Annotated in this window: 2 protein-coding genes; both read left to right on the forward strand. The window is 72.6% G+C overall.

The window, feature by feature from the left end:
* Positions 1-14 precede the first annotated feature (14 nt).
* The gene (locus tag Aple_RS53255; RefSeq protein ID WP_155345617.1) at positions 15-10,337 is read left to right on the forward strand and encodes a type I polyketide synthase; all 10,323 of its coding nucleotides are present in this window, start codon (positions 15-17) and stop codon (positions 10,335-10,337) included.
* Positions 10,338-10,351: 14 nt separating this feature from the next.
* Positions 10,352-15,301, forward strand: a complete 4,950-nt coding sequence (locus Aple_RS56045) for a type I polyketide synthase (RefSeq protein WP_155345618.1) — start codon at positions 10,352-10,354, stop codon at positions 15,299-15,301.
* The last annotated feature ends 10 nt before the right edge of the window (positions 15,302-15,311 follow it).

Consider the following 15,311-nt stretch of genomic DNA (forward strand, 5'->3'; position numbering starts at 1 on the left):
GATATGGAGCGAAGATGAATGTCGGCCGTGCGGAATCGGACTCTGTCGAGGCCGTCGCCGTCATCGGAATGGCCTGCCGGCTTCCGCAGGCACCCGACCCGGCGGCCTTCTGGGAGCTGCTGCGCGGCGGCCGCTCCGCGATCACGGAACCGCCCGCCGGGCGCTGGGAAGGCGCCGAAGACGCGCCACGGTTCGGCGGGTTCCTCGCCGACGTCGACCGCTTCGACCCCGAGTTCTTTGGAATCTCCCCGCGCGAGGCGGCCGAGATGGACCCGCAGCAGCGCCTGGTGCTGGAACTCGCCTGGGAGGCGCTCGAAGACGCCAGGATCCCGCCCGGACGCCTGGCCGCCACCCCGGCCGGGGTCTTCGTCGGCGCCATCGCGGCCGACTACGCGGCGCTGGTCCACCGCGGCGGCCCCGCCGCCGTCACCCGCCACACCCTGACCGGCCTCAACCGCGGCCTCATCGCCAACCGCGTCTCGCACGCGCTGGGCCTGCGCGGGCCGAGCCTGACCGTCGACTCGGCCCAGTCGTCCTCGCTGGTGGCCGTCCACCTGGCCGCGGAGAGCCTGCGCTCGGGCGAGTCCACGGTCGCCATCGCGGCCGGGGTCAACCTCAACATCGCCCCCGACACGACCGTCGCGGCCGACCGCTTCGGCGCGCTCTCCCCGGACGGCCGCTGCCACACCTTCGACGCCCGCGCCAACGGCTACGTCCGCGGCGAGGGCGGCGGCGCCATCGTGCTCAAGACCCTCGCCCAGGCGCTCGCCGACGGCGACCGCGTGCACTGCGTCATCCGCGGCACCGCCGTCAACAACGACGGCCACACCGACGGCCTCACCGTCCCGGACTCCGGCGCCCAAGCCGAGGTCATCCAGCGCGCCACCGCCCGCTCCGGCCTCACCCCCGCCGACATCCAGTACGTCGAACTCCACGGCACCGGCACCCGCCTGGGCGACCCCATCGAAGCCGCCGCCCTCGGCATCGCCCTCAGCGCGACCCGCCCCGCCGACATGCCCCTGCTCGTCGGCTCGGCCAAGACCAACATCGGCCACCTGGAGGGCGCCTCCGGCATCGTCGGCCTGCTCAAGACGGCCCTCAGCATCACCCACGGCGAACTCCCACCCAGCCTCAACTTCCAAACCCCCAACCCAGACATCCCTCTCACCGACCTACGCCTACGCGTACAAACCACCACAACCCCCTGGCCCCAACCCGCCCACCCCCGCACCGCAGGCGTCAGCTCCTTCGGCATGGGCGGCACCAACTGCCACATCATCCTCACCGAACCCCCACGCTCCACCCCGTCCGTAACTCCCGAAACCCCGTCCTCGGCCGCACCGCCGCGCGTGGAAACGGTCGTCGCCGCACTTCGCGCGGAAGCGGCTGACGAGGTGTTGCGTGCGGACGAGGCGCGGGCTGTTGTGGCGGTGCCGCGTGCGGAAGCGGCTGAGGAATTGTCGCGTGCGGACGCGGCCGGTGCGGTTTCGCCGTGGGTTGTATCAGCTGCGAGTGAGGGGGCTTTGCGCGAGCAGGGTGCTCGGCTGCACGGCTTTCTTGATCGGCGGGGGGTGGTGGCGGACCCGGATGTGGCGCTTTCGCTGGCCGTGACGCGGACTGTTTTCAAGCATCGGGCCGTGCTGGTGGGCGACAAAGGCGAGGTTCGGGACGGGTTGCTGGCGCTCGCGCGGGGGGAGCAGGCGGTCGCTCTGGTCCAGGGCGTGGCCCGGCAGCGGGGCGGCACCGTGTTCGTGTTTCCCGGCCAGGGGTCCCAGTGGGCGGGGATGGCCGCCGGACTGATCCGCGACTCGCCGGTGTTCGCCAGGGAGATCGACGCGTGTGCCCGGGCGCTGGCCAGGCACACCGGCTGGTCGCTGAACGAACTGCTGGCCGGGCACCCCGGCGCGCCTTCGCTGGACCGCGTCGACGTCGTGCAGCCCGCGCTCTTCGCGGTCATGGTCTCGCTCGCCCGGCTGTGGGAAGCAGCCGGGGTACGTCCCGACGCGGTCATCGGCCACTCGCAAGGCGAGATCGCCGCCGCGCACATTGCCGGAGCGCTGTCCCTGGACGACGCCGCCGCGGTGGTGGCGCTCCGCAGCAGGGCCATCGCCGCCGTCGCGGGCCAGGGCGGAATGGCTTCGGTGGCCCTGCCCGCCGACCGGGTGCGCGAGCGGGTGTCCCGGTGGGGCGACCAGCTCGGCGTGGCCGCGGTCAACGGTCCCAGCGCCACCGTGGTCTCCGGCGACGCCGAGGCCCTGGCCGAACTCCTCGCCGCCTACCGTGCCGAGGGCGTACGGGTGCGCACGGTCCCCGTCGACTACGCGTCCCACTCGCCCCAGGTCGAACCCCTGGGGCGACGCCTCCTCGATGAACTGGGCGACATCCGGCCCCGCCCGGCGGAGGTGGCGTTCTACTCCACCGTCACCGGCGGCCGTCTCGACACCACGGAACTCACCGCCGCGTACTGGTACCGCAATCTCCGCCAGACCGTGGAACTAGACCTGGCCGTCCGCACCGCCGTCGACGACGGGTACGGCGTGTTCGTGGAGAGCAGCCCGCACCCGATCCTCACCGAGGGCATCCGGGAGACCGCCGGCGACGTGCTAGCCACCGGCACCCTCCGCCGCGACCACGGCGACCTACGTCAGTTCCTGCTTTCCCTCGCCCGGGTGCACACCGGCGGCGGCACAGTGACCTGGCCGGACGTGATCGGCCACCAAGCCCGCCTGGTAGACCTGCCCACCTACCCCTTCCAGCGCCGCCCCCTCTGGCTGAGCCACGATCCCGCCCCCACCCTGGCCGCCCGGCATGAATCCACCTCCACCCTGGCCGCTGGGCAGGAATCCGCGCCCACCCGCGGATCCGACACGCTTGGCCGATCCGATGGACCAGGTATATCCGCCGAACTCGGCAGATCGGATGGACCAGGTGTATCCGCCGAGGCTAGCGAATCCGACGGGCTAGGTGGATCTGCCGGGGCCAGCGAATCAGGTGGGTTCGGCGTGTCCGGAGGGCTGAGCAGCCCAGGGAAGTCCAGCGGGCCGGGCGTCGGCGGCCCAAAGGAGCCCGTCGGGATTGGCGTGTCCGGCGGGTTGGGCGCGCTCGACCGGATCGAGCGGGAGCGGGCTGTCCGAGTGGCGGTGGCGCGGAGCGCGGCGCTGGTGCTCGGGTATTCCTCCGGCGACGCCGTCGACGACGAAGCGACCTTCAAGGATCTGGGGTTCGACTCGGTGGCGGCGGTCGAGTTCCGGGACCGGCTCGGCACGGCCACCGGACTGAACCTGCCCGCCTCGCTGATCTACGATCATCCGACTCCCCAAGCGGTCACCGGATACCTCACCGCCACGATCTCCGCCGACGCGCCGCCACCACCGGCCGACGTTCCCGCGGCAGCTGCCGACGAGCCGATCGCGATCGTCGCCATGAGTGGCCGGTGGCCCGGCGACGCCACCTCGCCCGAGGACCTGTGGCGGGTGCTCGGCTCCACCCGCGACGTGATCAGCGATTTCCCCGACAATCGCGGCTGGGACCTGAACCGACTGCTATCCCCCTCTTTCACCGCCGCGACGGACACCAGCGCCGATGCCACCGGGACGTCTGCCACCGGGACGTCTGTCGCCGGGACCTCGGCCATCGGGACCTCCGTCACAGGCTCTGGCGGCTTTCTGCGCGACGCCGACCTGTTCGACGCGGCCTTCTTCGGGTTGAGCCCGCGTGAAGCCGCCACCATGGACCCGCAGCAGCGGCTGCTGCTGGAATCGGCGTGGGAGCTCTACGAACGGGCCGGCCTGGACCCGGCCGGTCAACGCGGCAGCCGTACCGGCGTGTTCGTCGGGGTCACACCTCAGGAGTACGGCCCACGCCTGCACGAGACCCCGGACGGCTACCAGGGCCACGCCCTCACCGGGACCCTGCCCAGCGTGGCCTCCGGCAGGATCGCGTACACGCTGGGTCTGGAAGGTCCCGCGCTCACCATCGACACCGCCTGCTCGTCCTCACTGGTCGCGATCCACCTGGCCGTTCAGGCGCTTCAGCGGGGCGAATGCGAGCGGGCCGTCGCGGGTGGCGCCGCCGTGATGTCGACCCCCGGCATGTTCACCGAGTTCAGCCGCCAGGGCGGCCTCGCCCCCGACGGCAGGTGCAAACCGTTCGCCGCCGCCGCGAACGGCACCGCCTGGTCGGAGGCCGTCGGCCTAGTCCTGCTGGAACCGCTGTCGCAGGCCCGCCGCCACGGGCACCCCGTCCTCGCCGTCATCCGGGGCAGCGCGATCAATCAGGACGGCGCGAGCAATGGCCTCACCGCCCCCAGCGGTCCAGCCCAGGAGCGCGTCATCCGTGCCGCCCTGGCCGCCGCCCGCCTGTCACCCACCGAGGTCGACGCGGTAGAGGCGCACGGCACCGGCACCACCCTCGGCGACCCGATCGAGGCCGGAGCCCTCCTGGCCACCTACGGCCGGGACCGCGACCCCGCGGCTCCCCTCCTCCTCGGCTCCAGCAAATCCCACCTCGGCCACACCCAGGCCGCCGCCGGCGTCACCGGCCTCGTCGCCATGGTCCAGGCCATCAGACACGGAACCCTCCCCGCCACCCTGCACATCGACCACCCGTCCCCCCACATCGACTGGACCTCAGGCACACTCACTCTCCTCACCGAACCCACCCCCTGGCCAACCACCGGCCGCCCCCGCCGCGCGGCCATCTCCTCCTTCGGCATCAGCGGCACCAACGCCCACCTCATCCTTGAACAGGCCCCCACCGATGCCGTGCCGTTGGTTCCTTCCGCCAGGTCTGAGGATGCGCGTCGTGATCAGGAGGGCCGGGTCCGGGCGCGGTTGGCCGAGGATGATGGGTTTGCTCTGCCGTTGGTTCTCTCCGCCAGGTCTGAGGATGCGCTTCGCGAGCAGGCGGGCCGACTTCGGGCGCGGCTGGCTGAGGATGATGGGCTTGGCCTGTCGGATGTCGCGTACACGCTGGTCACCGGGCGGGCTACCTTCGAGCGCCGGGCTGTGGTGCTGGGCGGGAAACGTGCCGAGGTGCTGGTCGGCTTGCAGGCGCTCGCCGGAGGCGAAGCCGCCGCCGGGCTGACACAGGGTGCTGCCGCCAGGACGGGCGGGCTCGCTTTCCTGTTTCCTGGTCAGGGCAGCCAGCGCGCTGGGATGGGGCGGCGGCTGGCTGAGGAGTTTCCCGTTTTCGCCGACGCGCTCGCTGACGTGGCCCGGCACCTGGACGTCCATCTTGACCATCCCATCCGGGAGGTCATGTTCGCCGAGCCGGGCACCGAGAATGCGGCCAGGCTGGACACCACCGCGTACACCCAGCCCGCGCTGTTCGCCTTCGGGGTCGCTCTCTACCGTCTGGCGGAGTCCTTCCTCCCGCAGCCGGACCAGTTGATCGGCCATTCGGTCGGTGAGCTGGCCGCCGCGCACGTGGCGGGCGTGTTCTCGCTGCCGGACGCCGCCGCGCTGGTCGCCGCGCGGGGGCGGCTCATGCAGGCCGTGCCCGCGGTCGGTGCGATGGCCGCATTGCGCGGCGGCGAGGCGGAGATCACCGAACTGCTGGCGGAGCATCCCGGCGTGGTGGATCTGGCGGCGATCAACGGACCCGACTCGGTGGTGATCTCCGGGGACCGGGACGTGGTCGGCGAGATAGCGGAGCGCTGGCGTTCGCGGGGTCGCCAGGCCAAGCTGCTCCAGGTCAGCCACGCCTTCCACTCGCCGCACATGGACGAGGTGCTGGCCGCGTTCCGCGCGGTCGCGGCCGGAGTGGCCTTCGCGCCGCCACGCATTCCACTGATCTCCAACGTCACCGGCCGACCGGCCACAGCCGAGCAGTTACGCGACCCGGGCTACTGGGCGGACCACATCCGGCGGCCTGTCCGGTTCAGCGACGGCATCGCCGCTCTCCGGGAACTCGGCGTGACCGACTACCTCGAACTCGGCCCAGGTGGCACGCTCACCTCCCTCGTCCACAACTGCCTCGCCGACACGCCCCCGCACACACTCGTCACCGCGTCCCGTCCCGGCCACCCCGAGCCCCTCGCGTTCCGTACGGCCCTGGCCACCCTCCACGTCAACGGCGTCAGCGTCGACTGGCGCGCTGACTGGCATGCTGATTGGCGCGGTGATCACCATGCTGATGAGCACGGTGATAGGCGTGCTGATCGGCTTGGCGATCGGCATGGTGCCCTGGCTGGGCGTGGCGCCCGCCTGGCAGATCTGCCCACCTACGCCTTCCAGCGCCGACGCTTCTGGCTCGCCCCGCCCACCCCCGTCGCCAGTCCCGCCGCCGCTGGACTCGACGCGGCAGATCATCCCCTCCTCGGTGCCGCCATCGACCTGGCGGACGGCCAGGGCATCCTGCTGACAGCTCGCCTCTCCACGAGCACCCAGCCCTGGCTGGCCGACCACGCCATCGGCGGCACCGCACTCCTGCCAGGCACGGCCTTCGTAGAACTGGCCACCCACGCCGCCAAACGCTCCGGTGGGCTCCAACTAGCGGAACTGACCCTGGAAGCACCACTGGCCCTGCCACCCCATGGCGACGTCCAACTCCAAGTCCGCACCACCGCCGCCGACGGTTCCGGCCGCCGCCCGCTCACCATCCACTCCCGCACCGCGACCACCGACCCATGGACCAGGCACGCAACCGGCATACTCGCCCCCGCCGAGGCCGGACCTGTGACTCCCACCGCGACAGATACTCGGGCCTCCGTCGAGGCGGGGCCTGCTATTCCCTCGGCGGCAGACGTGTACGCCCCCGCTGAGGCTGGACCCGTGACTTCCTCGGCGGCAGACGTGCGCGCTCCCGCCGAAGCGGAGCATGCAGCTTCCGACCTGGCGTTGGCCGGAGTATGGCCGCCGCCGGATGCCCGGCCCGTCGACCTGACCGGATGGTACGAGCGACTCCATGACCAGGGCTACACCTACGGCCCCGCCTTCCATGGACTGACCGCCGCCTGGCGGTTGGGCGAAGAGGTCCTCGCCGAGGTGAGCCTTCCGGCGGATCAATTACCCACCGCGGGCGCATACGGCATCCACCCGGCATTGCTCGACGCCGCCCTGCACGCTGCGGTGGGGCTCGCGCTCCCAGACGGCGATCAGGGAAACCACAATCGAACCAGCCCCGATGGCTCGGACGGCCCGCACAGTCAGAGCGGCCCGAACGTTCATAGCGGTCGCGGCGGCCACGGTGGTTACGTCGGCCTGGACGCTCAGAACGGTCACGGCAGTCACGTGGGTCCGGACGGTCAGAGCGGCCCGGACGCTCAGAACGGTCACGACGGTCAGAGCAGTCATGGCGGTCACGTGGGTCCGGACGGCTCGGACAGTGAGAGCGGCCTGGACGCCCATAGCGGTCACGGTGGTCATGGCGGGCAGGGTGTTTGGCTTCCGTTTGCGTGGGAGGGGGTGGTGACGGCTGGGGCTGGGGCGACGGTGTTGCGGGTGTGGATAACGCCGATTGGGGTGGGCGCGGTTCGGCTGGTCGCGGTGGACGGGTCGGGGGTGCCGGTGATCGTGGTTGAGTCGTTGACCTTCCGGGCTGTCTCGAGGGGTGGTGCGGCGGGGGTGCCGTACCGGATGGATTGGGTGGTGGTGTCGGGGCCGTCGGCGGTGGAGACGGAGCGGTGGGCGGCGGTGGGGGTTGGTGTGCCGGGTGTGCCGCGTTTCGATGATTTGGGGTCGGCGGTGGCGGTTCGGCCGGAGGTGCTGGTGGTCGCGGTGCCGTCCGGTGGGGAGGCGTTGCCGGAGGCGGTGCGGGAGGGGACGGCGGCTGGGCTTGGGCTGCTTCAGAGCGTGCTGGAAGATGTGCGGCTTGCGGCGTCCCGGGTGGTTCTGGTTACTCGCGGTGCGATCGGCACGCGGGACGGGGAAGGCGTGGCGGGGCTCGGGCATGCCGGGCTTTGGGGGCTGGGGCGGACTGCGCAAACGGAGTTTCCTGGACGGCTCACGCTGGTCGACCACGATGGGCTGCCGGAGTCGCTGGCCGCGCTGGCGAGTGCGGTGGCGAGTGGGGAGAGCCAGTCGGCGGTGCGGCAGGGCGAGATCTTGGTCCCTCGCCTGGTCCGTTCCGCGCCGGGGGACGTCCTGGCGTTGCCCGGCGAGGCGTGGCGGCTGGACGTCGCCACCCGGGGTGTCGCCGACGGGATCGGGGCGCTTCCGGCCCGGGATCTGTCCCGTTCGCTCGCTCCCGGCGAGGTCAGGGTTGCGATCCGGGCGGCGGGGCTGAACTTCCGCGACGTGCTCATCGCGCTCGGGCTCTACCCGGGCGAGGCCAGGATCGGTGCCGAGGCCGCGGGCGTCGTGATCGAGGCGGGGCCCGGTGCGGACCTCGCCCCGGGTGACCGCGTCATGGGGCTGGTGCCGGGGACCATCGGGCCGGTCGCGATCACCGATCGGCGTTACCTGGCCCCGATCCCCGCCGGATGGACGTTCGCGCAGGCCGCCGCCGCGCCGGTCGCCTTCCTGACCGCCTACCACGGCCTCGCCGGGCTGGCGGCGCTCCAGCCGGGGGAGCGCGTGCTGGTGCACGCCGCCACGGGTGGCGTCGGCATGGCCGCCGTCCAACTCGCCCGCCACTGGGGAGCCGAGGTGTACGGCACCGCCTCGCCCGCCAAATGGCCGACTCTGCGGGAACAAGGGCTGGACGACGCCCGCATCGCCTCCACCCGCACGCTCGACTTCGCGACCGCCTTCCCGCCCGTCGACGTCGTCCTCAACACGCTCGCCCACGAGTTCACCGACGCCTCGCTGCGCCTGCTCGGCGACGGCGGCAGGTTCGTCGAGCTGGGCAAGACCGACGCGCGCGACCCCGGCGCGGTCGCGGCCGCCCATCCCGGCGTCAGCTACCAGGCGTTCGACCTGTTCGAAGTGGACCCCGACCGGATCGCCGTGATGCTCGGCGAGCTGACCGGCCTGTTCGCCGGCGGCGCGCTGGCTCCCCTGCCGGTCACCGCCTGGGACGTACGCCACGCCCGGCGGGCGCTCCGCCGCCTCAGCCAGGCGCGGCACACCGGCAAGCTGGTCCTCACCCTCCCGGCCGGGCGGCTTGACCCGGACGGGACCGTCCTGGTGACCGGCGGCACGGGCGCCCTCGGCGCGCACACCGTACGCCATCTGGTCACCAAGCACGGGGTACGGCACCTGCTCCTCGCCAGCCGAGCCGGTCTGAGCGCGCCCGGCGCCCCCGAGCTCCGGGCCGAACTGGCGGAACTCGGCGCCGACGTGCGGATCGCCGCCGTGGACGTCGCCGACCCGATCTCGCTGTCCGCGCTGATCGACGCTGTGCCGGCCGCGCATCCGCTGACCGCCGTGGTGCACGCGGCGGGCGTCCTCGACGACGGCGTGCTCGGGTCGCTCACGCCGGAGCGGATCAAGGGCGTCCTGCGGCCCAAGGCCGACGCCGCCTGGCACCTGCACGAGCTCACCCGGGACCGGGACCTGTCAGCCTTCGTGCTGTTCTCGTCGGCGGCCGGTCTCCTCGGCACCGCCGGCCAGGCCGGGTACGCCGCCGCGAACTCCTTCCTCGACGCGCTGGCCCGGCACCGGCGGGCGAACGGCCTGCCCGCCACCTCGCTGGCCTGGGGACAGTGGGCCGAGCCGAGCGGCATGACCCGCCACCTCACCCCGGCGGACCGCGCCCGGCTGGCCCGCGCCGGGCTCCCGCCGATGCGCACCGGACAGGCACTCGCCCTGCTCGACGCCGCGCTGGCCGGGCCGGATCCGGTGGCGGTGACCGCCCACCTGGACCTGGAGGCGAGCGATTCCCCGCTATTCGCCCACCTCCGCCGGAACCGGGCCCTCGCGAGCGGCCATTCGCCCAGCCACGCCAGCGGTCATACGCCTGGCTATGCGAGCGGCCATTCGCCCGGCTACATGAACGGTCACGCGAGCGGCCACACGCATGGTCACGCGAGCGGCCACCTGGACAGTTCCGCTTCATTGGCCGGGGAGCTCGCGCTCCGCTCCGAGGCCGAACAGGCGAGCCGTCTGCTCGACCTCGTCCGGACCGCCGCGGCGGCGGTGCTCGGGCATGTGGACACCGACGCCGTCCCGCCCGACCGGGGCTTCCTGGAGGGCGAGTTCGACTCGCTCAGCAGCGTCGAGTTGCGTAACCGGCTCGGCCAGGTCACCGGCTTGAGGTTGCCGTCCACTCTCGTGTTCGACCATCCGACTCCGCTCGCGCTCGCCGCGTACCTGCGGGAACGGCTCGTCCCGGCGGAGCCGGAGAGCGGCGCGGCCGCCGGGGCCGAGATCGGGACGGTGGTGGACGCCGAGATCGACCTGGCCACCAACGAGGAGCTCTTCGAGCTCATCGACACCGAACTGCGTCTGTCGTGAAGGGCATCGTGTCCATGACCGAAGAAGAGAAGCTCCGCTCCTACCTCAACCAGGTGACGCACCAGCTCCGGCGGACCCGGCGGCGCCTCCACGAGGTCGAGTCGGCGAGCCGGGAGCCGATCGCCATCGTGGGCATGGCCTGCCGGTTCCCGGGCCGGGTGGCCTCGCCCGCGGACCTGTGGCGGCTGGTGACGGACGGGCGGGACGCGATCGGGCCCTTCCCCGCCGACCGCGGCTGGGACCTCGACACGCTCTACCATCCCGACCCGGACCGCAGCGGCGCCACCTACGTCCGGGAGGGCGGTTTCCTCTACGACGCCGCCGGCTTCGACGCGGAGTTCTTCGGGATCTCGCCCCGGGAGGCGCTGGCCACCGACCCGCAGCAGCGGCTGCTGCTGGAGACCGCCTGGGAGGCGCTGGAGGACGCCGCCGTGGACCCGTCCGCGCTGCGCGGCTCCGACGCGGGCGTCTTCGCGGGCGTGATCGCCCAGGAGTACGGCCCCAGCCTGCACCACCGCCCGGCCCGCAACACCGACGGCTACGTGCTGACCGGGAACACGACCAGCGTCGCGTCGGGACGTATCGCGTACTCGTTCGGGCTGGAGGGCCCGGCGGTGACGGTGGACACCGCCTGCTCGTCCTCGCTGGTGGCCCTGCACCTGGCGGCGCAGTCGCTGCGGCTGGGCGAGTGCTCCTTCGCGCTCGCCGGTGGCGCCACCGTGCTGGCCGCGCCCGGCATGTTCATCGAGTTCGCACGGCAGCGCGGGCTGGCCCCCGACGGCCGGGTGAAGGCGTTCGCGGGCGCGGCGGACGGCACCGCGTGGGCGGAGGGCGTCGGGCTGCTGGCGCTCGAACGGCTCTCGGACGCGCGCCGCAACGGACGCCGCGTCCTGGCCCTGCTGCGGGGCAGCGCCGTCAATCAGGACGGGCGCAGCAGCCAGCTCACGGCGCCGAACGGGCCGTCCCAGCAGCGGGTGATCCGGCAGGCGCTGTCCTCGGCCGGTCTTGCCCCCAACCAGATCGACCTCGTGGAGGCGCACGGCACCGGCACGACACTAGGTGACCCGATCGAGGCGCACGCGCTGCTCGCCACGTACGGGCAGAGCCGCGACGCGGGCCGTCCGTTGTGGCTGGGTTCGTTGAAGTCGAACATCGGTCACGCGCAGGCGGCGGCGGGGGTCGGTGGTGTGATCAAGGTGGTGCAGGCGATCCGGTATGGGTTGCTGCCGCGGACGTTGCACGTGGACGAGCCGTCGCCGTATGTGGACTGGTCGGCCGGATCGGTGGAGCTGCTGACCGAGACCCGGGAATGGCCGTCGGGCGTGACGCGCCGGGCCGGGGTGTCGGCGTTCGGGGTGAGCGGCACCAACGCCCACGTGATCATCGAAGAGTCACCGTCGGAGCCGCCGTCGCCGCTGTCGTCGCCCGAGGTCGCGTCCGGGCCAGGATCCCTGGCTGGGTCCCTGGCTGGGTCCGTGCCTGAGTCCGTGGCTGGGTCCGTGGCTGGGTCCGTGGCCGGGCCGAAGGCCGCGTCGCTGGCGGGGTCCGTGGCGGGGCTCAAAGCCGCGTCCGTGGCGGGGCTCGAGTCCGCGTCCGTGGCGGGAGGCGTTGATGCGTCGGCTCGCCTGGCCGCTCGCCCTCAGCGGGTGGCCGGTGGCTCCGGTGTCGATGCGGCCGCGCCAGTGGTGGCTTCGCGGTGGTCGGCGGGTGTTCTTGTGCCTTGGGTGGTTTCTGGGCGCGGTCTTGCTGGTCTGCGGGGGCAGGCGGCGCGGTTGGCCGAGTTCGCGGTAGCTGATCTCGATCCGGTCGATGTGGGTTATTCGCTGGCGCGTGGTCGTGCGGTGCTGGATGAGCGTGCGGTGGTGGTCGCCGGTGACCGTGGGGAGTTGCTGGCGGGGTTGCGGTCGCTGGCGGCGGGTGAGCCCTCGGGTCAGGTGGTCAGCGGTCGTGCCGGTCGGGCGTTGGCGTATCTGTTCACCGGTCAGGGGAGTCAGCGGGAGGGGATGGGCCGGGGGCTTTACGAGCGTTTTCCGGTGTTCGCCGAGGCTTTCGACGCGGCGGTCGCGGAGTTGGACGCTCATCTGAGCGGTGTTTCGGTCTCGGGTGAGGTGTCGCCGGGTGGGGCGGTCGGTGAGCTGAGTGGGGTCTCGGTTCGGGATGTGGTGTTTGGTTCGGCTGGGTTGCTGGATCAGACGGTTTACACGCAGTCGGGGTTGTTCGCGTTGCAGGTCGGGCTGTATCGCCTGTTGGAGTCGTGGGGGATATTTCCGGATTTTGTGGTGGGCCATTCGATTGGGGAGTTGGCGGCGGCGCATGTTGCCGGGGTGTGGTCGCTGGCGGGCGCGGCGAGGGTGGTGGCCGCGCGTGGACGGTTGATGCAGGGATTGCCGTCGGGTGGGGCGATGGCGGCGATCGAGGGGAGCGAGGAGGAGGTTCCTGAGGGCGTCGAGATCGCGGCGATCAACGGCCCTTCGTCGCTGGTGATCACGGGTGATGAGGACGCGGTCGAAGCCGTGGTCGCGTCATGGAGGCGGCGGACTCGGCGGTTGACGGTCAGCCATGCGTTCCATTCGGCCCGGATGGAACCGATGCTGGGCGAATTCCGGCAAGTCCTTGAATCGGTGGCCTTCAGTGAGCCGGTGATTCCGGTGGTGTCGACGTTGACCGGGCGGGTGTCTGACATCACCGATCCGGGCTACTGGGTGCGGCAAGTTCGCGAGCCGGTTCGTTTCGCCGACGCGATAAGGACGCTGGACGCCGCCGAAGTCACGACATTTCTGGAAATCGGGCCGGACGCGGTGCTGGCCGGGATGGCGCGTGAGTCGCTGCCGGACGACCGGGTGGTCGCCCCCGTGCTGCGCAAGGGCCGTCCCGAGGAGGAAACCGCCCTGTTCGCGCTCGGCCACGCTCACATCCACGGCCGCCCGATCGACTGGGAGGCCGTCATCCCCGGCGCGACCAGGGTCGACCTGCCCACCTACGCCTTCCAGCGAGAACGGTTCTGGCTGGACGCCAGCAGGCCGGGCGGCGCGCAGGCCCAGGGCGTCGACGCCTGGCGGCACCAGGTGGCGTGGCGCCGCTTGCCCGAGCCCTCCGGCGGAAGTCTCCAGGGGCGATGGCTCGTCCTCGTCCCGGAAGGCGCGGCGGCGGAACAAGTGGCCGACCTCGCCGAGCGTGCGCTGAGCCGTCGCGGCGCGCAGGTCCTCCGGGTCCTCGTCCCATCCGCCGACCGGGCCAAACTCGCCGCGGAGCTGGCCTCAGCGGACCAGGTCGCGGGCGTGCTCTCGCTCCTGTCGGTCACCACCCGCGACCAGGCCGAAGCCGTCCCATGGGCGTACGCGGGGAATCTGGCCCTGCTCCAGGCCGCGCACGACACGCTCCTGACCGCCCCCCTCTGGTACGTGACCAGGAACGCCGTCTCGACCGGCACCGGCGACGCCGCCCCCGATCCCGCGCAGGCGCTGCTCTGGGGCCTGGGCGCGATCGCGGCCGTGGAGAGCCCCGCCCATTGGGGTGGCCTCGTCGACATGCCCGACGATCCGCAGAAGCCGTACAACGAAGAGCTATGGGAACAGCTCGCCGCCCTCCTCGGGGGCGCGGAACGTGAGGTCGCCATCCGCGAGTCCGGCGTGTACGCCCGGCGCCTGGCCCGCACACCCCCGCCCGAGGAGACGCGGTCCTGGACGACCGACGGCACCGTCCTGGTCACCGGCGGCACCGGCGCGCTCGGCGGCCATGTCGCGGCCTGGCTGGCGGGCCGGGGCGTACGGCACCTTCTCCTGGTCGGCAGGCGAGGGGCGGCCGCGCCGGGCGCGGCCGAGCTGAGCGAGCGGCTCGCGGCGCTGGGGGCGGAGGCGACCTACGCCGCCGCCGACGTCGGCGATCGGGACGCGCTGGCCCGCGTGCTCGCGTCGATCCCGCCGGAACGCCCGCTCACCGCCGTCGTGCACGCGGCGGCCGACCTGGACGACGGCCTCATCACCGCGCTGACACCGGAGCGGGTCGAGCGCGTCCTGCGGGTCAAGGCGGGCGGGGCCAGGCATCTGCACGAACTCACCCGCGACCTCGACCTGTCCGCCTTCGTGCTGTTCTCGTCGGTGGCCGGCGTCTGCGGCGTGGCGGGGCAGGCCAACTACGCGCCCGGCAACGCCTACCTGGACGCCCTGGCCGCGCGCCGCCGGGCGGAGGGCCTGCCCGCCACCTCGATCGCCTGGGGTCGCTGGGCGGGTGCGGGCCTGGCCGACCCGGCGGCCGGGCGCACCCTCGCCAGGTACGGCCTGCGCGCGATGCCCCCAGACCTGGCCGTCACCGCCCTCGGAAAGGCCCTCGACCGTGACGAGACCCACGTGGTGGTCGCCGACGTCGACTGGGCGACCCTGTTCGGGAACCGCCCGCACGCCCTGGTGAGCGAGCTGCCGGAAGCCCACCAGGAGACCACGGCGGCTCCCCCCGGCGAGGAGGACCTGGCCGGACGGCTCGCCGGGCTGACCGGGACCGAACAGCACCGGCTGCTGCTCCGGCTGGTACGGACCCAGGTCGCCGCCGTGCAGGGGCGCCCCTCGCCCGAAGCCGTGGCACCCGGCGTGCGCTTCCGCGACCAGGGATTCGACTCGCTGGCCGCGGTCGAGCTGCGCAACCGGCTCGGCGCCGCCACCGGGCTGCGGCTGCCTCCGTCCCTCGTCTACGACCATCCCACCCCTGACGCCCTGGCCGCCCACCTGCGCACGGAGATCGCCCCCGATTCCGCGCCGGACGCCGTGGCCTCGGTCCTGGACCGGATCGAAGCGCTCGAAGGCGCGCTGGCCGCCGCCACACTCACCGGCCAGGACCGCGAGGCCGCGGCGGCCCGGTTGCGGCGGCTGGCCACCTGGGGGGACGGCGTCCCCGCGGCGGCCGGCGAGCTCGCGTCGGCGGGCGACGACGAACTCGTCGAGTTCATCACCAGAACCCTTGGCATCTCCTGAACCGGTGAGG

It is taken from the genome of Acrocarpospora pleiomorpha (genome assembly GCF_009687885.1).
Classification (GTDB): domain Bacteria; phylum Actinomycetota; class Actinomycetes; order Streptosporangiales; family Streptosporangiaceae; genus Acrocarpospora; species Acrocarpospora pleiomorpha.

Bases quoted from the DNA above. Each gene is read 5' to 3' on its own strand.
- Aple_RS53255 (WP_155345617.1), top strand. From the start codon at position 15: ATGAATGTCGGCCGTGCGGAATCGGACTCTGTCGAGGCCGTCGCCGTC.
- Aple_RS56045 (WP_155345618.1), top strand. From the start codon at position 10,352: ATGACCGAAGAAGAGAAGCTCCGCTCCTACCTCAACCAGGTGACGCAC.